Annotated in this window: 15 protein-coding genes; 5 read left to right on the top strand and 10 right to left on the bottom strand. The window is 65.7% G+C overall.

What is annotated here, in order from left to right; genetic code table 11:
- Position 1: 1 nt before the first annotated feature.
- The 7 genes from C7G42_RS28905 to C7G42_RS28865 all read right to left on the bottom strand — a co-directional run bounded on the left by C7G42_RS28905 (position 2) and on the right by C7G42_RS28865 (position 9,151).
- Positions 2-2,206: an ABC transporter permease gene (locus tag C7G42_RS28905; protein WP_106952322.1), complete on the bottom strand. Its 2,205-nt coding sequence runs from the start codon at positions 2,204-2,206 to the stop codon at positions 2-4.
- Positions 2,199-2,981 (bottom strand): ABC transporter ATP-binding protein, encoded by a 783-nt coding sequence (locus C7G42_RS28900; protein WP_106952321.1) that lies wholly within the window; start codon positions 2,979-2,981, stop codon positions 2,199-2,201. The genes C7G42_RS28905 and C7G42_RS28900 overlap by 8 nt, the downstream gene beginning before the upstream one ends.
- Positions 2,974-4,056 carry a branched-chain amino acid ABC transporter permease gene (locus C7G42_RS28895; protein WP_106952320.1) on the bottom strand — a complete coding sequence of 361 codons (1,083 nt, stop codon included), beginning with the start codon at positions 4,054-4,056 and terminating at the stop codon, positions 2,974-2,976. The genes C7G42_RS28900 and C7G42_RS28895 overlap by 8 nt, the downstream gene beginning before the upstream one ends.
- Before the next feature lies 1 nt (position 4,057).
- A complete protein-coding gene (locus tag C7G42_RS28890) occupies positions 4,058-5,068 on the bottom strand; it encodes a branched-chain amino acid ABC transporter permease (RefSeq protein ID WP_106952319.1) in 1,011 nt (336 codons plus the stop codon).
- Between the two features lie 280 nt (positions 5,069-5,348).
- A complete protein-coding gene (locus C7G42_RS28880) occupies positions 5,349-6,176 on the bottom strand; it encodes a helix-turn-helix domain-containing protein (RefSeq protein ID WP_106952317.1) in 828 nt (275 codons plus the stop codon).
- Positions 6,177-6,301: 125 nt separating this feature from the next.
- Positions 6,302-7,552 carry an ABC transporter substrate-binding protein gene (locus C7G42_RS28875; protein WP_106952316.1) on the bottom strand — a complete coding sequence of 417 codons (1,251 nt, stop codon included), beginning with the start codon at positions 7,550-7,552 and terminating at the stop codon, positions 6,302-6,304.
- A gap of 1,083 nt (positions 7,553-8,635) precedes the next feature.
- Positions 8,636-9,151, bottom strand: a complete 516-nt coding sequence (locus C7G42_RS28865) for a YciE/YciF ferroxidase family protein (protein WP_094891190.1) — start codon at positions 9,149-9,151, stop codon at positions 8,636-8,638.
- A gap of 84 nt (positions 9,152-9,235) precedes the next feature.
- Between C7G42_RS28865 and C7G42_RS28860 the strand changes: the two genes are divergently transcribed.
- From C7G42_RS28860 to C7G42_RS28855, 4 genes are all read left to right on the top strand, one after another.
- Positions 9,236-9,430 (top strand): hypothetical protein, encoded by a 195-nt coding sequence (locus C7G42_RS28860; RefSeq protein ID WP_094974141.1) that lies wholly within the window; start codon positions 9,236-9,238, stop codon positions 9,428-9,430.
- Positions 9,431-9,543: 113 nt separating this feature from the next.
- Positions 9,544-9,711, top strand: coding sequence for a hypothetical protein (locus C7G42_RS35520; RefSeq protein WP_199581201.1), 168 nt, complete (start codon positions 9,544-9,546; stop codon positions 9,709-9,711).
- Positions 9,711-9,860 carry a hypothetical protein gene (locus tag C7G42_RS35100; RefSeq protein ID WP_158537641.1) on the top strand — a complete coding sequence of 50 codons (150 nt, stop codon included), beginning with the start codon at positions 9,711-9,713 and terminating at the stop codon, positions 9,858-9,860. The genes C7G42_RS35520 and C7G42_RS35100 overlap by 1 nt, the downstream gene beginning before the upstream one ends.
- A gap of 189 nt (positions 9,861-10,049) precedes the next feature.
- The gene (locus C7G42_RS28855) at positions 10,050-12,371 is read left to right on the top strand and encodes a molybdopterin guanine dinucleotide-containing S/N-oxide reductase (protein WP_106952439.1); all 2,322 of its coding nucleotides are present in this window, start codon (positions 10,050-10,052) and stop codon (positions 12,369-12,371) included.
- Positions 12,372-12,395: 24 nt separating this feature from the next.
- Here C7G42_RS28855 and C7G42_RS28850 read toward each other — a convergent pair whose 3' ends face one another.
- Positions 12,396-13,382: a helix-turn-helix domain-containing protein gene (locus C7G42_RS28850; RefSeq protein ID WP_106952315.1), complete on the bottom strand. Its 987-nt coding sequence runs from the start codon at positions 13,380-13,382 to the stop codon at positions 12,396-12,398.
- Between the two features lie 349 nt (positions 13,383-13,731).
- Here C7G42_RS28850 and C7G42_RS28845 point away from each other — a divergent pair, with 349 nt between their 5' ends.
- The gene (locus C7G42_RS28845) at positions 13,732-16,614 is read left to right on the top strand and encodes an ATP-binding protein (protein ID WP_106952314.1); all 2,883 of its coding nucleotides are present in this window, start codon (positions 13,732-13,734) and stop codon (positions 16,612-16,614) included.
- A 141-nt stretch (positions 16,615-16,755) separates the two neighbouring features.
- Here the strand turns inward: C7G42_RS28845 and C7G42_RS28840 are convergent, their stop codons facing one another.
- Positions 16,756-17,808: an alpha/beta fold hydrolase gene (locus tag C7G42_RS28840; RefSeq protein WP_106952313.1), complete on the bottom strand. Its 1,053-nt coding sequence runs from the start codon at positions 17,806-17,808 to the stop codon at positions 16,756-16,758.
- 60 nt (positions 17,809-17,868) lie between these two features.
- A complete protein-coding gene (locus C7G42_RS28835) occupies positions 17,869-18,825 on the bottom strand; it encodes an alpha/beta fold hydrolase (RefSeq protein WP_106952312.1) in 957 nt (318 codons plus the stop codon).
- Between the last annotated feature and the right edge of the window lie 32 nt (positions 18,826-18,857).

Raw genomic sequence — 18,857 nt, 5'->3', positions numbered from 1 at the left:
CTCACCTCGCTAGTCTCCGCCGCGCGCCGGGTCGCCCGAACAAAGTTCGGAACGCACTGACGATGGCGGCGGCGAAGTCGGGATCGTTGATGTTCTTCGGCGTGCGAATGAGCTGGCGATGACCGGTCTGCCGTACGGTCCGCTCCAGCGCGCGGAACAGCGCGGCGTCCGCATCGGGGTCCCAGAACGGCTGGCCGCGGGCATCGAGCGCGGAGACGCCGCCCTCGGGGAGGAAGAAGCGCACGGGTCCGTCCATCTGGTTGAGCCGCTCGCCGATCCAGCGGCCGATGCGCTCGTTTTCCTCCACGGTCGTCCGCATCAACGTCACCTGCGGATTGTGGACGTGGAATTTGCGGCCGCGGTAGCGCTCGGGAATGGTGTCGGGCGCGCCGAAATTGACCATGTCGAGTGCGCCGACCGAGCCGATATAGGGGACGCGCGTGCGGATGATCGCGCCGAAGCGGTCATTGGTTGCGGGAAACACGCCGCCCATCAGGAGATCGCAGACCTCCGTGGTGGTGAGGTCGATCACGCCCGCGAGCTGGCCGGACTCGACGAGTTTCTCCATGGAGCGGCCGCCGACGCCGGTGGCATGGAAGACCAGGCATTCGAAATCCTCGCGCAAATCGGCGGCGATCTTCTGCACCGCCGGCGTCGTCACGCCGAACATGGTGATGCCCACTGAAGGCAGGGCGGCAGCTGGGCGGGCCGCGCGCTGATCGAGCCGCGCCTTGACCATGCCGGCGAGAGCATTGGCGCCGTTGGCCAGCACCGCGCGCGAGATCGAGTTGAGCCCCTGCACGTCGGTGACGGAGTACATCATGGTGATGTCGGCGGGGCCGACATAAGGCCCGACATCGCCGGACGCGACAGAGGAGACGATCAGCTTGGGCACGCCGATGGGAAGTGTGCGCATGCCGGGGGCAACCAGCGAGGCGGCGCCCGAGCCGCCGGCCGAGATCACGCCGGCGACATTGCCCTGGCGCCGCAGCCAGCTGGCAAACGCGTCGGCCATCGCCGTCACGGCCGCGCCGCGGTCCGGGCCGAATACGGCGGAGCCGCCGCGGCCGTGGTTCAGTGCGATCTCCTGCGCCGAGACATCGCAAGACGAATGCTTGCCGCTGGTCGAGACGTCGACCAGCCGCGTGTGCAGGCCGCCTTCCGCGATGATGTCGCGGATGAAGCGCAGCTCGAGACCCTTGGTGTCGAGCGTGCCGACCACCAGCACGACGGGCGGACCGGCGGTCTGCGCCGCCACCGGTTCGCGCTTGCGCCGCGCGGTGTCGTCGAGCCGCGCAACCTGCGTCGAGAGCGTGCGCGCTGCGGCCTCGATGCGGGCGATCGGCACCGGTTGCGACCACCGCGTCGGAAGCGTCGGGTTGGAGATGTAGATGCGGACCGGTCCGTCGCGGCGTGGCGCCGGCGCTGGTTTCGACTCGGCCGTGGGGGCGGAGATATCGATATCGTCTTCGAGTTCGGCGTGAAGGCCGACACCGAGCAGGCGCTGCTGCAGCTCGCGGTCGGCGGCGAGCCGTGCGGAATCGATGATGCGGTTGATGCGGCCGTTGACCATGATCGCGACGTTGCGCGAGACAGCGGTGGCGACGCCGATGTTCTGCTCGATCACGAGCACGGACATGTCGCCGTCCTCGCCAAGCCGCAGCAGCATCTCCTCGACCTGCGCCACGATGACGGGAGCGAGGCCTTCGGTCGGCTCGTCCATGATGAGCAGCTGTGGATTGGTGAGAAGCGCGCGCGAGATCGCCAGCATCTGCTGCTCGCCGCCGGAGAGCTGGCCGCCGCCATGGTCCTTGCGCTCGGCAAGGCGGGGGAAGGTGTCGTAGATGCGCTCGACGGTCCACGCGCCGGACCGCAGTCCGCCGGCCAGCCGCAGATGCTCGTCGACGCTGAGCGAGCGCCACAGGCGGCGTCCCTGCGGCACATAGCCGACGCCAAGCCGGGCGATCTGGGCGGGAGGCCGCCGCGTGATGTCCTCGCCGCGGACCCGGATCGAGCCGCCGCTCACGGCGACCAGCCCCATGATGGCCTTGCACAGCGTGGTCTTGCCCATGCCGTTGCGGCCGACGACGGAGAACACGCCGCTTTCCAGCGTGAGGTCGACGCCTTGCAGGGCGTGGGAGTGACCGTAATAGACGTCGAGCCCACGGACCTCGAGTGCGGCGGCGGAGCGGCGGGCCTCATTCATGGCCGCCTCCGAGATAAAGCTCCTGCACTTCCGGATCGGACTGGATCTCCTGCGGCACGCCTTCCTTGAAGACGCGGCCGTTGTGCATCATCGTCACGCTCTCGACGACGCGCAGCGCCACGTCCATGTCATGCTCGATGATGATGTAGCCGATATGCGCCGGCAGCGAGGTCAGGATCTCGATCAGCTCGGCCCGTTCGGTCGGCGACAGGCCCGCGGCCGGCTCGTCGAACAGCACGAAGCGGGGGGCGCCGGCGAGTGCGAGCGCGATCTCGAGCTGGCGCTGCTGGCCGTGAGCGAGTTCGGCGACGCGCTGGTCCTTCACGGCGGACAGATGCACGGCCTGCACCAGATTGTCGGCCGCGTGCATCAGGGCATCGTTCTGTCCCGGACGCAGGAACGAGAAACGTCCGCGCGAGACGCCGCGGCAGGCGAGATAGACGTTGTCCTGCACGGTGAGGCCGGGAAACAGCGCGGAGATCTGGTAGGTCCGGCGCAGCCCGCGGCGGATGCGTTCATAGGGCGGGAAGTGCGTGACGTCCTCGCCGAAGAAGCGGATCGTGCCGGAGGAGGGCGGGAAGTCGCCGGTGATGCAGTTGAACAGCGTGGTCTTGCCGGCGCCGTTGGAGCCGAGCACCGCGCGGCGTTCGCCGGGACGCACGGTGATGGTGACATCGGTCAAAGCTGCGAGCGCGCCGAACAACCGCGTCACGCCGCGCAGCTCCAGCGCGGCGCCGGCGCCGACGGCCGAGAGGCGGTGGGCGACGCTATCCATGGCCGTGTCCTCCGCCCGGTCGATTTGCAGCAGGACGCCGGCTCTGGCGCCAGCGCTGCCACAGCCCGATGACGCCGTCCGAGGACCAGAACACGATGGCGAGGAAGCCGAGTCCGATCAAAAACCGGAATCGGTTGCCGTCGAGGCCGATCCTGACCAGGAAATCGAGCGCGAAGGTGCGGAGCAGCACGAAGATCAGCGCGCCGATGAAGGGGCCGATCGGGCGCGTGATGCCGCCCACGACGGCGATGATCAGCACGTCGATGCAGGCGCCGACGCTGACGGAGCCCGGCGAGATCTGGCGGTAGTTCCAGACCTGGAGGACGCCGGCGAGCGCCGCGATGAAGGAAGCGAAGGCATAGGCTGCGACGCGGTGCGCATTGACGTTGAAGCCCAGCGCCGCCATGCGCCGGGGATTGTCGCGCACGCCCTGCAGCGCGAGCCCGAACGGGGCGCGCGAGAGATATTCGACCGCGAAATAGCAGAGCGCTGCGACCGCGAGCACGATGTAATAGAAGGGAATGTCGGCGCGCCAGTTGACGCCCCAGAAGTGCGGCGTGGCCACGGTGTTGATGCCGGTATGGCCGTTGAAGATCGCCCAGTTCTGGTTGGTGAAATAGTAGAAGGCAGCTCCGATCGCGAGCGTGATCATGATGGTGTAGATGCCTTCGGTGCGTACCGCGAGCGCGCCGCCGAGCGTGCCGAAGGCGGTCGCCAGCGCCAGCGCCATGGGAACCGCGAGCCACCACGGCCAGCCCAGGCTGATATTGGCGTTGCCGCTAACACCGAACACCGCGACCATGTAGGCCGAGAAGCCCGCGATGGTGAGCTGCATCAGGCTGACCATGCCGCCGTAGCCGGCGAGGAACATCAGGCTCAGCGCCATGGTGCCGAGGATCAAGGTGGAAGCGAAGATCTCGATCAGGAAGAAGCCGTTGGCGATCAGCGGCATGATCAGGAGAATGACCGCGACGATCCAGGCCGCGGGATGATTGATCTCAGGCCAGATACGCGCCGGGCGCTGCGCCAATGCGGCGGGCCGGACCGTGATGCGGCTATCGTGGGCGAGCGACATCTCAGCGCCTCGCCAACAGGCCTTGCGGCCGGATCGCCAGCACCAGCACCATGATCAGGAAGGTCACGACGATGGCGTAGGTCGGGATGTAGACCGAGCCGAGCTGCTCGGCGAGGCCGATGATCAGCGCGCCGAGCGCCGCACCGGGGATCGAGCCCATGCCGCCCACGATCACGACGACGAGGGAAGCGAGCAGGAAGCGGATGTCCTCGCCCGGCGACAGGGATTGGAAGGTGCCGCCGACGACGCCGGCGACGCCGGCAAGGCCCGCGCCGAACGCAAACACCGCCACGAAAACGAGCTGGATGCGCACCCCCGTCGCCGCGAGGATATCGCGATCGTCGACGCCGGCGCGGACGATCATGCCGATCCGGGTGCGGATGAGAGCAAGCCACATCGCAACGCCGATGACCACGGAAGCTGCGAAGATCACGAGCCTGACCATGGGATATCTGAGATAGACCGGTTCGCCCGAGGACTTGATCGCCGTGACCAGCGGCAGCTCGATGGGACCGATCAGCCAGTTCGGAGTCTGGATCTGGTAGAAATCGCCGCCGCAGGCCCAGAGCATCAGATCGGCAAATACGATCGACAGGCCAATCGTCACCATCGTCTGCCGGAGGTCCTGGCCCTCCATTCGGCGGAACACGATGACCTGCAGCAGCACGCCAACCAGAGCGGTGAGGATGAAAGCGACGATGAAGCCGAGAATCCATGAGCCGGTCGCTGTGCTGATGGCATAGCCGACATAGCCGCCGAACAGATAGAGCGAGCCGTGGGCGAGGTTGACGTTGCGCATCAGGCCGAAGATCAGCGTGAAGCCGCTGGCGACGAGGAAGTAGAGGCCTCCGAGGGTGATTCCGTTGAAGACCGCGTTGAGGAAGACGCGCTTGCGGCCGATGGCTTCTTCGAGGCCCGGCGGCCAGATCGCAAACACCAGCCACAGCATCACGGCAATGGCGATGATCGAGATCAGCGCCCAGGCCGGATGGCGTTCGACGAAGCGGCTCATGGTTTCACCTCGCCCCGCTTGCGGGGAGAGGTCGCGCCGAAGGCGCGGGTGAGGGGGAGTCTCCGCGAGTCGAACAGCAACCGACCTTGTGGAAACTCCTCCTCACCCCGACCCTCTCCCCGCAGGCGGGCAGAGGGGGCAGGCAGACCGTCACCGGCTGCTAGCCTCACCATGAACGCGCGCTCCCTTCGGTCGCGACCCTCTTCCGGGATCGCGTTGCCTGCATCCTAGCGAGGCTGCGAGGGTGACGTTTGATCGTGAGTATCTTTTCGTGGCCCGCTCAGGCGCGCAAAATCTTGGCTGCGCGACGATAATCGGTTGGCGCCATCCCGACATTGGCAGCGAAGAAGCGGGTGAAGCCGCTCTGGGAGGAGAAGCCGAGATCGAAGCCGATATCGGCGATCGGCGCCTCGCTCGCCACCAGCGCTTCGAGCGCCTGTTCCATGATCAGCGTGTTGAGATAGAGGTTCGGCGTCACGCCGGTCTGGACGCGAAACAACCGGTAGAAATGCGGCCGCGACAGGCCGGATTCCCGCGCGATCGCGTCGAGCTCGATCTCGGCGCCGGGGCTTTCCGACATCATCTTGATGCACTTGCGCACGCGAAAATCGGTGACGGAGCCGTTTGCGCGAGGATCACGCGCGATCTCCGCCTGCTGCCAGCTTTCGTCGTAGCAGACGTCGATCAGCCGCCGCAGCTCGGAATCCAGGCTGGAGAGCGATGGTGCGCCGCACACGAGCGCAGCTGTCCGCCTGATATGCTTGTCCAGCGCCGGCGTGCGCCGGAACTGGGTGCGTCCGAAACGCATCCGGTGGGTGCCGGATGGATCGGGCGCAAACCATTCGGCGTTGACATAGAGCACGAAGAAGATCGCGCCGCCGTCGACATCGGTCGGGAGGAAATTGTGCGGCTCCCACGGATTGACCGCGACCACGGACGTTTCGTCGAGATTGTGGTGCCCGTCGGAGACGTCGATGCATGCGGGCATGCCGCCGACATGGAAGATCAGATGACCTTCACGATGGGCGTGGATATTGAAAGGGCGGTTCAACTGATAAACCGTCGCCCGGCCAAACCGGCCATGGAAGACGGCGAGCGCACGGCTCATGCCTTCCCCTCCCGAATGTTCTTGTCTTTTCGCTCAGCGTTCAACAACGCCGGCGAGATTGCAAGAGCGGAGAGCGACCGCGTCAGCGAGTCGCTCCCCGGATTGTGCATCGCAGGAGTGATGCGTCAGTACTTCTTACATTCCGGCACGGTGCGGCTCGGCAGCCCGATCTTGGAGAAGACGGCCGGGTCGTAGCCGAGCGTCTGGTTGACGTTCGGGATCACCTTCACGACCTTGCTGAACAGCGCGCCCTTGCCGTCGTCGACCACTTCGGTGACGAAGTTGGTACCGATCGCCTGTCGGTTGGAATCGAGCTTGATCTTGCCGTTCGGCGCATCGATCTCGATCTTGGCGAGCGCTTCCTTGTACTTGGCTTGGTTGTTGGAGAGATCGCCATTGACCGCACGCAGCGCCAGGATCAGCGCCATGGTCGAGCCGTAATAGTTGGTGGCGAGCAGCGACGGGCTCGGGAATCGCTTGTTGGGCGGGAAGGCGTCCTGATAGGCCTTCACGAATTTCTGCCAGCCCGGATCCTCCCAAGTGTCGGCCTGGCCGCTCGCTGCGATGGTGCCGACCAGGGCGTTCTTGGCGTTGCCCTTCGACGACAGGATGGTCTGGTCGATCATGATGGAGCCGCCCATCAGATGCGCCTTGCCGCCAGCCTGCTGATACTGGTTGAGGAAGTTGACGGCGTCGGCGCCGCCGAGCCCGAGATAGATCGCATCGACGTCGTCGGGCAATGCCGCGATGACCGAGGCGAAGTCCTTGGTGCCGAGCGGCACCCATTGCCGGTTGGTGACCTGTCCGCCGGCGCCGCAGAACTCGAGCACGAGGCCGAACACCTGGGTGTAGATAAAGGAATAGTCCTCGCCAACGGTCGCGATCTTGCGATACTTCTTTTCCTCAAAGGCGTATTTGCCGAGGCCGACCTGCCACTGCGCGCCGTCCATGTTGTAGCGGAAGAAGTTCGGGGCAGGATCGACATAGGTCGTTTCCTGGGCGCCGGAGGCCGCGTTGATGAAGGTCAGCTCGGGATGGGTTTTTGCAAAATTCTTCACCGCGATGCCCTCGTCGCCGGAGAGCGGTGAGAGCAGGATCTGCACCTTGTCCTGCTCGATCAGCTTGCGCACGGCGCGCACCGCGCTGTCCGGCGTCGCGTCGGTCGAGGCGACGATGAATTCGAGCTCCTTGTCGCCGACCTTCTTGCCCAGGACGTTGAGTGCCGTCTGGTGGCCGCGCATGCCGTCCTCGCCGAGCACCGTGTAGGTGCCTTCGAGGGTTGCGGTCACGCCCACCTTGATCTTCTCCTGGGCGAAGGCCGCGGTTGAAAGAAACAAGCTGCTCAGCGCGAGCAGTCCCACACTGCATTTCGACATTGTGCTCCTCCCTGTGTGTCGTGTTTTGTCGCCACGTGGCTTTCGAACGGCCCGCGGCTTTGATGGGAAAGCTAACCGAAGTCGGACGCGATGCATGCGTTGGCGCCTCCTTTGGTTTGACGGGCAGTCTCATTTTTGAATGCTGCGGCGCAAATGGTTTCGCGATGCAGCAGCGCGGATGCAGGAACGCTGCTCGACGCAAAACAAGCACCGTGGCCCCCCGGCGGGGCGCTGCCTGTGTCGCCCGCTGTCAATCCACGCGCGCGATAATATTCCACTTTACCGAAATTCGGTTTCGGCGTATGTGTCGTCCATCCCGGCTCACCAAGAGGGGCGACGTGAAGTCGTCATGTTCGCGAGCCGGGCTTGCGGTGGACGCGGCAGCGTCGGCATGAGAGGTGCGGGCAGGGCGGGTAGTTCCTGTGAGTCCGTAACCGCGTGCGGACGACGGCGCTGTCAGGCTTCGTCTCGCTCGTAAGTTTCCGGCTCCGTCGACAGGGCTGGAAAAACTGCGGCGACATGGCGGGCCGTGCGTACGGCAAAACCGTGTGGTCCTGGCCGTCGTTGCCACGGTCAAGCCGTTCGAAGATGTGCGCGAGCCCAACCGGGTGGACGGCATCGTCAATTCGAACGGCGAGGGAGGCCAGAAGGAATGGTCGGCTCCCGGGAGATCACGGCATAAGCCGTCCAGCCATCGCGCAGGGAAGGCCGAGTGATCGGCGACACCTGTATGCTGCTGTGCGGTTCTTTCTGCGTGTGCATTTCGCGCAGCGGACCGCGGGTGCCAGCCGGCACCCGGCCTTCCCTGCGCCCTCTTGGCTTTAGAGGGTGGAGCGACGAAGCAAAGCTCGGGCAAAACGCGCCGCGAGAACGCGAAGGCATGTCCGCAAGCCAAGCTGCGTGCCACAAGCTCGATCTCGTAGGGTGGGCAAAGCGCAAGCGTGCCCACGTCTGTGTTGCTTGTGAATGGAGATCGTGGGCCCGGCGCTAGGCGCCTTTGCCCACCCTACGGCAATGCGTTGGCGACGAAGCAATCCAGAACGTCTCCGCGGAGAGTCCCGGATTGCTTCCCGCGCTTCTCAATCAGGCGGCGTTGGACGCCTTGGCGTTGACGCCCTTGCGCAGAGCCACCGTGTTCAGCTTGGTGTTGGCGGCCTTCTCTTCGTTCAGATTGGTGGTGAGAAAGCGCACGATATCGTCGTGGCCGAGCTCTTCCGCCCAGGCGATCAGCGTGCCGTAGCGGCACATCTCGTAGTGCTCCACAGCCTGTGCGTTGGCGACGATCGCGGCGTCGAGCACGGCCTTGTCCTCGATCTCTCCGGCGGTCTCGTCGGCCTCCTTGATGATGCCGTCGATCGCAGGACATTGCGTGCCGCTGGGCTCCTTGCCGAGCTTCGCGAACACCTTGCCGAGCCGCTCCACCTGCTTGTTGGTCTCGTCCAGATGGGCTTTCAGCCCGGTGACGAGGTCCCGGTTGGTCGCCTTGTCGATCATCTTCGGCAGCGCCTTGAGGATCTGCTGTTCGGCGTAATAGATGTCCTGCAGCCCGTGCAGCAGCAGGTCTTCCATCGTTTTGATGTCCTTGGTGAAGAAACCCATAAATGACACTCCTTTGACAATGATGACACTGGAACGCCTTACGGCCACAGCTGTTCCATTCCGTGGTGACACCAGGAGAGCCGAATGAGCGACGGAATTGATCATCTTGCGGGCCTGCTCGGACGCGCGGCGATGGACGTGTGGGGCGATATGCCCCGCGATATCCAGGAGGCGCTGTTCGAGACCGCCATGAAGGGCCGCGCTACCGAGCGCGAGGAGCTCGCCCGCCTGCTGCACGAGCGGCATCCGCGCACGCTTCATCCGGCCCGGCCGGGCTGATGCCGTGGGAGGAACGTTCGTACGCGGCGCTGATTGGTAAATTGAGCGCCGCGCCGTCGAATGGTTCGCATCGGGCCGCGGGAGGCGCAACGCTCGACCGCCGGAAATTCTAGATGAACATTGGAAAATGGTACGACCCGATCTCGGAACGGTGGATCGTGCCGCGTGAAGCGCGCGCCATCTCTGGCCGATCCAGTGCCGAGAAGGCACCGGAGGATCACGCGAAAGGCGAGGCGCAGCGGATCTGGCAGCTGTTGGTGGATAGCTGCGCAGGTGGGTGATGCCGGACATCGGCAGGTTCTATGCTGCACGTCCCGGCGAGCATCGTCATAACGTGATCACGAAGACCGCGAAGGCGATGCCGATCGCCAGGCTCACGACGACGACGCTGATGAATAGCTTGCCCATGCTGCTCCTGCGGCATCAATGAAACGGTCGAGGCTTTCGTTCCTCGCCGTGCAGTCGCCCCATCGGGCTCGGGCGAACAGCCCCGGCAGCGGCCTCGGGCCTCGCGCGGGGCAGCCCAGCGTTTCCGTCAACGCTCATCTCGACGAATTCCGGATCGGATCGGTATATTACCATCTTGATTGAAGGCCGACGCCGGAACAAGGATCAGATGATGGACGATACGATTGGCTTCCCCGATCCCGGTCTCGACCTCTCGGATGGCTTCAAGCCGCACACCTCGCATTGGGGCGTGTTTTCCGCGCGTCAGAGCGCGACCGGTCTGGAGGTCAGGGCCTATGCGGGCGATCCCGATCCGAACGGCATCATCGATAATTTCCCCGGCACGCTCCGCCACCAAGCGCGCATTGCCCAGCCGGCGATTCGCCGCGGCTGGCTCGAGCGCGGGCCGGGGCCCGACGATCGCCGCGGCCGCGACGAATTCGTCTCCGTGAGCTGGGAAAAGGCCCTTGACCTCCTCGGCGACGAGCTCGGCCGCATCCGTGACACGCGCGGGCCGGGCGCCGTATTCGGCGGCTCCTATGGCTGGTCGAGCGCCGGGCGCTTTCATCACGCCCAGAGCCAGGTGCATCGTTTCCTCAACATCGCGATGGGCGGCTATGTGCGCTCGGTCAATTCCTATTCCTCGGGCGCGTCGTCGGTGCTGCTGCCGCAAATCCTCGCGGGCTATGAAGACATCACCAAGCGCAACGTCACCTGGGAGCAGATCGCTGCCGACACCGACATCGTGCTGGCGTTCGGCGGCATGGCGCTGAAGAACTCCATGGTGGCCGGCGGCTCCATCAGCAAGCATGTCGAGCGCGGTGCCATGGCAGCAGCCCGCAAGCGCGGCTGCGAGTTCATCCTGGTCAGCCCGCTTCGCGAAGACCTGCCCGTCGAGGCCGGTGCGGAGTGGATGACCTGCGTGCCGAGCACCGATACCGCCTTGATGCTCGGCCTCGTCCATACGTTGGTCAGCGAAGGCCTGCACGATCAGGCCTTCCTCGATCGCTACACCGAAGGGTGGCCGGTCTTCCTGCGCTATCTCACCGGCGAGAGCGACGGGCAGGCAAAGCATGCCGAGTGGGCGGCCGCGATCGCGGGCGTCGATGCCGAGACGATCCGCACGCTGGCGCGCCGGCTGGCCGGAAAGCGCGCACTGATCACCGTCTCGCATTCGCTGCAGCGGGCCGAGCATGGCGAGCAGCCGGTGTGGATGGGCATGGTGCTGGCGGCAGCGCTCGGCCAGATCGGCCTTCCCGGCGGCGGCTATGCCTATTCGCTCGGGGCGATCGGCTATTACGGCCGCCGCGTCAACGACGTGCCGGGGCCGACGCTGGGACAGGGCCGCAACGGCGTTGCCGATTTCATCCCGGTGGCGCGCATCGCCGACATGCTGCTCAAGCCGGGCAGTGCCTATCGCTACAACGGCGAGACGCGAACCTATCCGGACATCCGCATGGTCTACTGGGCGGGCGGCAATCCCTTTCATCATCACCAGGACATCAACCGCCTGCGCAAGGCCTTTGCGCAGCTCGATACGTTCGTCGTGCACGAGCTCGCCTGGACCGCCACCGCCCGTCACGCCGACATCGTGCTGCCCGCGACGATGACGCTCGAGCGCGAGGACATCGGCTATTCCAGCAACGATCCCTTGATGGTCGCCATGCATCAGGTCGCCGAGCCGTTTGGGCTTGCGCGCGACGATTACGATATCTTCGCCGATCTCGCCGACCGTCTCGGCGCGCGCGAACCCTTCACCGAGGGCCGCACGTCGCGGCAGTGGCTGGAGCATCTCTACGAGCCGACCCGCGCCTCGCTCGCCAGGCGCGGACTGGAAGCGCCTCACTTCGAGGAGTTCTGGGCGCGCGGCAGCCTGGTCGTGCCGCAGCAGCCCGATGACGGCGGCCGGCTGCGCCGCTTCCGTGAGGATCCCGTCGATCACGCGCTGCCGACGCCGAGCGGGCGCATCGAGATATTTTCGGCCAAGATCGCGGGGCATAACGATGCGGATTGTCCGGGACATCCGGTCTGGCTCGACAAGACCGACTTGCCCAGGCCGGGGGCGCCGTGCTTCCTCGTCGCCAACCAGCCGGTGACGCGCCTGCACAGCCAGCTCGATTTCGGCGGCCATTCGCTTGGCGCGAAACATCGCGGCCGTGAGGTCGCGCGGATGAACCCGGTCGATGCGAATGCGCGCGGCATCGGGGACGGCGACATCATCCGCCTGTTCAACGATCGCGGGGCGTGCCTTGCCGCGGTCCACGTCACCGATGACATCGCGCCCGGCGTGGTCCAGCTTCCGACCGGCGCCTGGTACGATCCGATGGATCCCGAAGACGAGGCGCCGCTGTGCGTTCACGGCAATCCGAACGTGCTCACCCGCGACGTCGGGACTTCGTCGTTCGCGCAAGGCTGCACCGGACAGCTGACGGTGGTCGAGGTGGAGAAGTTCACCGGCAATCTGCCGCCGATCCGCGCGTTCGATCCGGTGTAGCCCTCTCGTGCCCCTGAGGCGGCACTACGCCGCGGCGCTGGTGATCCAACCGACCTCCGGGGAAGGACGTCGCCGCGGCGGCGCTTCGACCTCGAGCCGTTCATCCCTGCTGGCGAGGCGCCAGCGTGCCGGCGATTCACCGCTGATGCGCTTGAACACGGTCGAAAAATGCGCCTGCGTACTGAAGCCCACGGCGAGCGCGATCTCTGCCAATGGCCGCTCGGTGGTCGCAAGCAGCATCTTCGCCTGCTCGGTCCGGTAATTGAGCAGATATTCGCGGGGACGGTAACCGGTCGCGATGCGGAATTGCGCCGCAAAGTGCATTCGGGACAGGCCGGCGACGTTAGCGAGTTCGGACAGGCTGATGCAGCGGTGGAAATGATCTGCGATATATTGCTCGACACGCCGCAGTCGCCATTTCGGCAAGGCATTGACCCGAACGCGCGGCAACTCCATCCGGGTGAGATGCATCGCCAGGGTCTGGCCGATGCACTGCGTAAAACGCCGGTCAGCGGCATCGCTCTGCTCGATCAGCGCCTTGGCAAGCTCGGCGGCGAGTGGATCGCGCAACAGCACGAGGTCATTGAGCCCGTCAGCCGCCACGACATGCGCCGGAAGATGATCCGTGGCAATGTGGACGTGCAGGAAGGCGCATGGCGACTGGAATTGCACGCCGAGAGACTTCGACGGAGCGGTGACATAGAGCGTCCCTGCGGGCATCGTGCCGTCGAAAATGACCTGGCGGTCCCGTGTCAGCTTCGCGCGCGTGGTCTTCAGGGCAATGCCGATGAAATAGCGATCGTCCGGCGTCGTCGTTTCGTGGGACGAACTGCTCCGCAGGTCCTCCCATCGCGAGATGGTGACGTCCTCGGTCGCACCATCCGGTGGAAGATCATTCTGACGCCATCGGCTCTCCCAGGCGATCACATGCGCGGGGCGAAGAACCTCGTGATCCCGAGCGCCGGCCGGAAGATCGATCCAGGCATGGGCCGCGTGCAAATTGTTCGACATCGCTCGTCCTCTCCTAGTCCAGTGGCTGCTTGCGACGACCGGCAAACGCGCAAGCCCAATGCTTTCCATGCTCGAAGGATAGGCGTGAGCTGGCCAGGACGCCCGTTAGTGGTGATGAGGAGTTGTTAGATTTTGTGCGCCAGGTGCGACAGCCCGCCGCAGACGTTTGATTAGGTCCAATTTGTCGAATATTCGGCTGGCTGCCCTGTTTGAGGGGCCCTCACGGAGCATCGCGTGGGGAATCGACGTGCCGATTTGGGATTAGCGCAGGGCCTTCGCTGGACCTCGCATCGGGTCCGGGTATAGTCCCTGCGCGTTTCGAGGAAGCCGTCGTCAAGATGAGCAAAATGTGACCGACCTCTCGGCAGGACATGGCCCCCGCGGCGCCGGCGCCGGAACGATCCCTGATCTCGATGCCGTCTCGTTCGGGCCGTTCTCGCTTCGGTCGCGGCTGCTGCAGAAGGACGGCGAGCCGGTCAAGCTCGGCAGCCGCGCGATGGATATTTTGCGCCTGCTCGTCAGCCGTGCCGGCGAAGTGGTGCCTAAGAGCGAGATTCTCAGCTACGCGTGGTCCGGACTCTCCGTCGAGGAGATCAGCCTGCGGGTTCATGTCGCGGAGCTGCGCAAGGCGCTCGGCGATGGCAAGGACGGTGTCCGCTACATCACCAACATCCCGAGCCGGGGTTATTGCTTCGTCGCGCCGGTGCAGCGCGGCACACGCGCAGAGCCGCCTGCACCCGCGTCGCTGCCGCCCAATAAGGTGGCGCCGTCACCGTCTCTGCCGCATCGTCTGGACCGGATGGTCGGGCGGGACGAAATCGTGGCCGAATTGGCGCCGCGCTTGCTCCGCGATCGTTTCGTCACGCTGCGCGGGCCAGGCGGCATCGGCAAGACCACCATCGCGGTCGCGCTCGCGCATGACCTGTGCGACAGGTTCGAGGGCAACGTCCATTTCCTCGAATTCGGTCCGCTCAAGGACGCCGCGCTGGTGGCGAGCACGGTTGCCGCCGCGCTGGGCCTCGTCGTGCATCACAACGATCCGAGCGACAGCATCGTCAATTTCCTGCGTGGGCGGAGGCTGCTTCTCGTTCTCGATAGCTGCGAGCACGTCATCGACGCTGTCGCGCGTCTCGCAGAGGACATCCATCGCGAGGCGCCCGGCGTCGCCATCCTCGCCACCTCCCGCGAGTCGCTGCTGGTGTCCGGCGAGCAGATCTTCGAGCTCGTTCCGCTGCCGGGCCCGCCGCAGGGCACGCGCCTCAGCGCTGACGAGGTGCTGGGCTATCCGGCTGCGCGTCTTTTCGTCGATCGCGCCAATGCGGCGGGGCATCGCGACGACCTCACCGACGAGGATGCGGAAGTCCTAGTGCAGATCTGCGGCAAGCTCGACGGCATCGCGCTCGCGATCGAACTCGCCGCCGCCCGCGTCGGTCTCTACGGGCTGCGTGAGATGGCGGCGCTGCTCGACAGCCGCCTGCAGCTCGAATGGCGCGGACGGCGAACGGCGCCGCCGCGGCAGCAGACGCTCGGCGCTACGCTCGACTGGAGTTTCGGCCTGATCGGCGAGAACGAGCGCGTCGTGTTCCAGCGGCTCGCCGTCTTCGCAGGTCACTTCACCCTGAAGGGCGCCATAGCGGTGGCGGCCGAGCAGGAGACGCCGGAAGATCGCGTCATCGACGCGCTGGAGCAACTCGTGGCCAAGTCGCTGGTCTCCTCGCAGCCGGATGGCGCATCGCGGCGTTATCGGCTGCTGGACGCGACGCGTGCCTATGCCATGCAGAAACTGGTGGATGTCGGTGAGGCCAACGTCATCGCGCGCCGTCACGCATGTCATGTCCAACGCACGCTCGAAGCCGGCCCGACGGCGCAGGGTGGCAGCGGCCAGCTGTCACGCTCGCATCAGCGGGCGGGCCTGCTCGCCGATGCCCGCGCGGCGCTGGCTTGGAGCTACGCCAATGATGAAGGCGCGGATTTGCGCGTGCCGCTTGCCGGCAGTTGCACGGGTCTTTTCGTCGAGCTCAATTTGCTGAACGAGGCGCGCATCTGGTCCGATCGCGCACTCGCAATGCTCGACGACGCCGATCGCGGCGGCCGATGGGAGCTCGAGCTTCAGTCGACGCTCGGCCACGCCTCCATGTTCACCGAGCGCAACAGCGAGCAGGCGGAAGCCGCGCTCCGGCGCGGGCTGGAGATCGCGCAAACGCTCGGCGATCACGCCAACACGTTCAGGCTGCTGTCGCGGTTGAACATGTACTACCGCCGCACCGGCGGTTACCGGCATCTGGTGCCGACAGCGCGTCACGCCGAACGGATTGCGCGCCTGATCGGAGATACCGCGGGCATTGCCGGCAGCAAGGCGCTTCTCGGGGTGTCCTATCACCTCGCCGGCGACCAGGCCGAGGCGCAAGCTCATCTCGACGAGGGCATGCGCGACGACGCCGCGCTGCGGGGCACGCAACCCGGACATTTCGCCTATTCGCGTACGCCGCAGATTCCGCTCGCGCGGGTGTTGTGGCTGCGCGGCTATCCCGATCGCGCGCTCGAATGCGTCCTCCCGCTCGTCGGTGCGTCGGCGCCGCGCGACGTGGTCATGCATTGTATCGCGCTGTGCTGGTCCGCCTCGGTGTTCGGCTGGGTCGGTGACTGGTCCGCCGTCGAGACCATGAGCGCTCGCCTGGCGACGCACGCGAGCATGCACGGGCTCGTCCCCTACGAAGCCGTTGCGACCGGGTTTCGGGCGCAGACCTTGATCGCCCATGGCGAGGTAACCGGCGGCATCGACCTGTTGCGGAGCGCGCTCCCGCGCCTGCACGCGGATCGCTACGAGCTCTATATGTCGGCATTCGCCGCGGATCTGTCCCGCGGGCTGGCCTTGTCGGGGCGATTGGCGGAAGGCGCGCAGGTCCTGCACGAAACCACCGACCGCGTCGAGCAGGAAGGCGGCGCCTTCGATATGCCGGAACTGCTCCGTCTGCGCGGAGAGCTCGAGGCGCAGAGCGGGAACCTCGACGCGGCCGAGGCAAGCCTCGTCGCGTCGGCGGAGCTCGCCGAGCGACAGGGGGCGCTATCCTGGCGGCTGCGCACCGAGATGTCGCTCGCGCGGCTGCGCGAGCGGCAGGGTGTCCAAGATCCGCGCGAGCAGCTCGCCAGGACCTATGCGCGGTTCACCGAGGGGTTCGAGACCGCCGATCTCAAAGCCGCACGGCTCATGCTGAACCCGCCGTCTGCCTGATCAAGCCGAAGGGTTTATCCCGGCAGCCATGCCGGACCGAACTGGATCAGCACGAGCAGAACGACGACGAGCAAGGCGAGGGTCGCAAACAGCCGGCGCATCCCTGGTCGCTCCCTTGGTGCGGGTTTCGCCATTGTGATGCTAGCTCGCGGCTGCCACGTCCAGGATGGCATCGGCAAAGTCCTTGGGCGCCTCCTGCGGCAGATTGTGCCCGATGCCGCCCTTGATGGTCCGGTGCGAATAGCGCCCGGAGAATTTTGCGGCGTAGGCGGACGGCTGCGGATGCGGCGCCCCGTTAGCGTCACCTTCCATGGTGATGGTGGGCACCGTGATCACGGGGGCCTGCGCCAACCGGGCCTCGTAGGCGTCGTATTTCGCTTCGCCCTCGGCGAGGCCGAGGCGCCAGCGATAATTGTGAATCACGATCGCGACGTGGTCCGGATTGTCGAAGGCCGCCGCGCTGCGCTCGAAGGTGGCATCGTCGAAATGCCATTGCGGCGAGGCGAGTTGCCAGATCAGCCGCGAAAAATCCCGACGGTACTTGTCATAGCCTTCGCGGCCGCGTTCGGTCGCGAAATAGAACTGGTACCACCATTGCAGCTCGGCCTTCGGCGGCAACGGCATCTTGCCGGCCTGCTGGCTGCCGATCAGATAGCCGCTCACCGAGACCATCGCCTTGACGCGCTCCGGCCAGAGGGCGGCGACGATGTTGGCGGTGCGCGCGCCCCAGTCGAAGCCGGCGAGCGTTGCCTTCTCGATCTTGAGCGCGTCCATCAGCGCGATGACGTCGGTTGCGATCGCCGCCGGCTGACCGTTCCGCATCGTCGCGTCGGAGAGCAGGCGCGTGCTGCCGTAGCCGCGCAGATACGGGATGATCACGCGATGGCCGGCCGCCGCGAGCAGCGGTGCGACGTCGACGAAGCTGTAGATGTCATAGGGCCAGCCGTGCAGCAGGATCACGGGCGGACCATCCGCGGGACCCGCCTCGGCATAGCCGACGTTGAGGAGGCCGGCGTCGATCTGCTTCAGGGACGCGAACGCCGTGCTGGCTCCCGGCTTGATGGCGACGGCGGGCTTGGCCGGCTTGGCCGTCTCAGCCGAGGCGGTCGCGGTGAGCGAAAGCTGGGCGGCTGCGAGCGTCATGGCGGCACTTCCGAAAAAGCGGCGGCGTTCACGGTTGATGTTGTCGGACACGTGTTGCTCCTATCGTCGTTGCATGGTGTGTAGCGTGGCGATCCGCCACGCGGTTGCCGTTCAGCCCTTGTGTCCGTCCAGTCGCGCAAGGAAGTCGCGAACGCGCGCAGCGATTTCGTCGGTGGCTTCATCCAGCGCGAAATGGCCCGCGTCCAGGAGGTGAACCTCCGCATCCGGAACGTCGTCGCGATAGGCCGAAGCGCCGGCAACGGTGAAGGACGGATCGTATTTGCCCCAGACCACCAGCGTCGGCGGCCGGGTCTTGCGCAGCCACTCCTGCCATTTCGGATAGGAGGCGACGTTGGTCCGGTAATCCAAGAACAGCGTGGTCTGGATCTCGGCCTGTCCCGGACGCGTCAGGAACGCGTATTCGTCGTTCCAGGTATCGGGGTCGTAACGTTCGGGGTGTGGGCTGGAGCCGAGATGCCGCTGGCGCGTCGCCGCCAGCGAGATGAAATTGGCCTTGAGCGCTTCGAGTTCGTGTGCCGGATCGGCCCAATATCTGCGGCGCGCATCCCAGAGCGGGCTCAGGCCCTGCTCGTGCGACACGGCGTTCTGGATGATGATCCCGCGCACCCGTTCGGGATGCGCCAGCGCCATGCGGAAGCCGACGGGACCGCCATAGTCCTGCATGAACAGGACGGAATTGCCGAGGCCGAGCTTGGCCGTCAGCTCGGTTATTACGCCGGCGATGTTGTCGAACGTATAGTCGAAATCGGACGGCGGCGGCGCGCTGCTGTTGCCGAAGCCCGGATAATCAGGTGCGATCACGTGATATTTGTCGGCCAGCAGCGGCAGCAAGGGCTCCCACATCCGCGACGAGGACGGAAAGCCGTGCAGCAGCAGCACGGCCGGGGCGTCGGGCGATCCGGCCTCGCGATAGAAGGTCTTGAGACCGCCGATATCGATGGTGTGATAGCTGATCGAGCGCCGGCTCGATCGCAATTCCTGCGCCGAGGCCTGTACGGCGGCGCAAGCCATTGCGGCGGAGAGGGCGAGGGCGGCTGGAATGCTCATGTCGTTGCTCTTGCGCGTAGCGTGAGGGTTTG

It is taken from the genome of Bradyrhizobium sp. MOS003 (genome assembly GCF_003020125.1).
In the GTDB taxonomy this organism is placed as follows: domain Bacteria; phylum Pseudomonadota; class Alphaproteobacteria; order Rhizobiales; family Xanthobacteraceae; genus Bradyrhizobium.
This window is presented reverse-complemented; position numbering and strand designations above follow the sequence as displayed.

Coding starts and splice junctions, on each gene's coding strand:
- C7G42_RS28905 (WP_106952322.1), bottom strand. CDS start 2,206: ATGAATGAGGCCCGCCGCTCCGCCGCCGCACTCGAGGTCCGTGGGCTC.
- C7G42_RS28900 (WP_106952321.1), bottom strand. CDS start 2,981: ATGGATAGCGTCGCCCACCGCCTCTCGGCCGTCGGCGCCGGCGCCGCG.
- C7G42_RS28895 (WP_106952320.1), bottom strand. CDS start 4,056: ATGTCGCTCGCCCACGATAGCCGCATCACGGTCCGGCCCGCCGCATTG.
- C7G42_RS28890 (WP_106952319.1), bottom strand. CDS start 5,068: ATGAGCCGCTTCGTCGAACGCCATCCGGCCTGGGCGCTGATCTCGATC.
- C7G42_RS28880 (WP_106952317.1), bottom strand. CDS start 6,176: ATGAGCCGTGCGCTCGCCGTCTTCCATGGCCGGTTTGGCCGGGCGACG.
- C7G42_RS28875 (WP_106952316.1), bottom strand. CDS start 7,552: ATGTCGAAATGCAGTGTGGGACTGCTCGCGCTGAGCAGCTTGTTTCTT.
- C7G42_RS28865 (WP_094891190.1), bottom strand. CDS start 9,151: ATGGGTTTCTTCACCAAGGACATCAAAACGATGGAAGACCTGCTGCTG.
- C7G42_RS28860 (WP_094974141.1), top strand. CDS start 9,236: ATGAGCGACGGAATTGATCATCTTGCGGGCCTGCTCGGACGCGCGGCG.
- C7G42_RS35520 (WP_199581201.1), top strand. CDS start 9,544: ATGAACATTGGAAAATGGTACGACCCGATCTCGGAACGGTGGATCGTG.
- C7G42_RS35100 (WP_158537641.1), top strand. CDS start 9,711: ATGCCGGACATCGGCAGGTTCTATGCTGCACGTCCCGGCGAGCATCGT.
- C7G42_RS28855 (WP_106952439.1), top strand. CDS start 10,050: ATGGACGATACGATTGGCTTCCCCGATCCCGGTCTCGACCTCTCGGAT.
- C7G42_RS28850 (WP_106952315.1), bottom strand. CDS start 13,382: ATGTCGAACAATTTGCACGCGGCCCATGCCTGGATCGATCTTCCGGCC.
- C7G42_RS28835 (WP_106952312.1), bottom strand. CDS start 18,825: ATGAGCATTCCAGCCGCCCTCGCCCTCTCCGCCGCAATGGCTTGCGCC.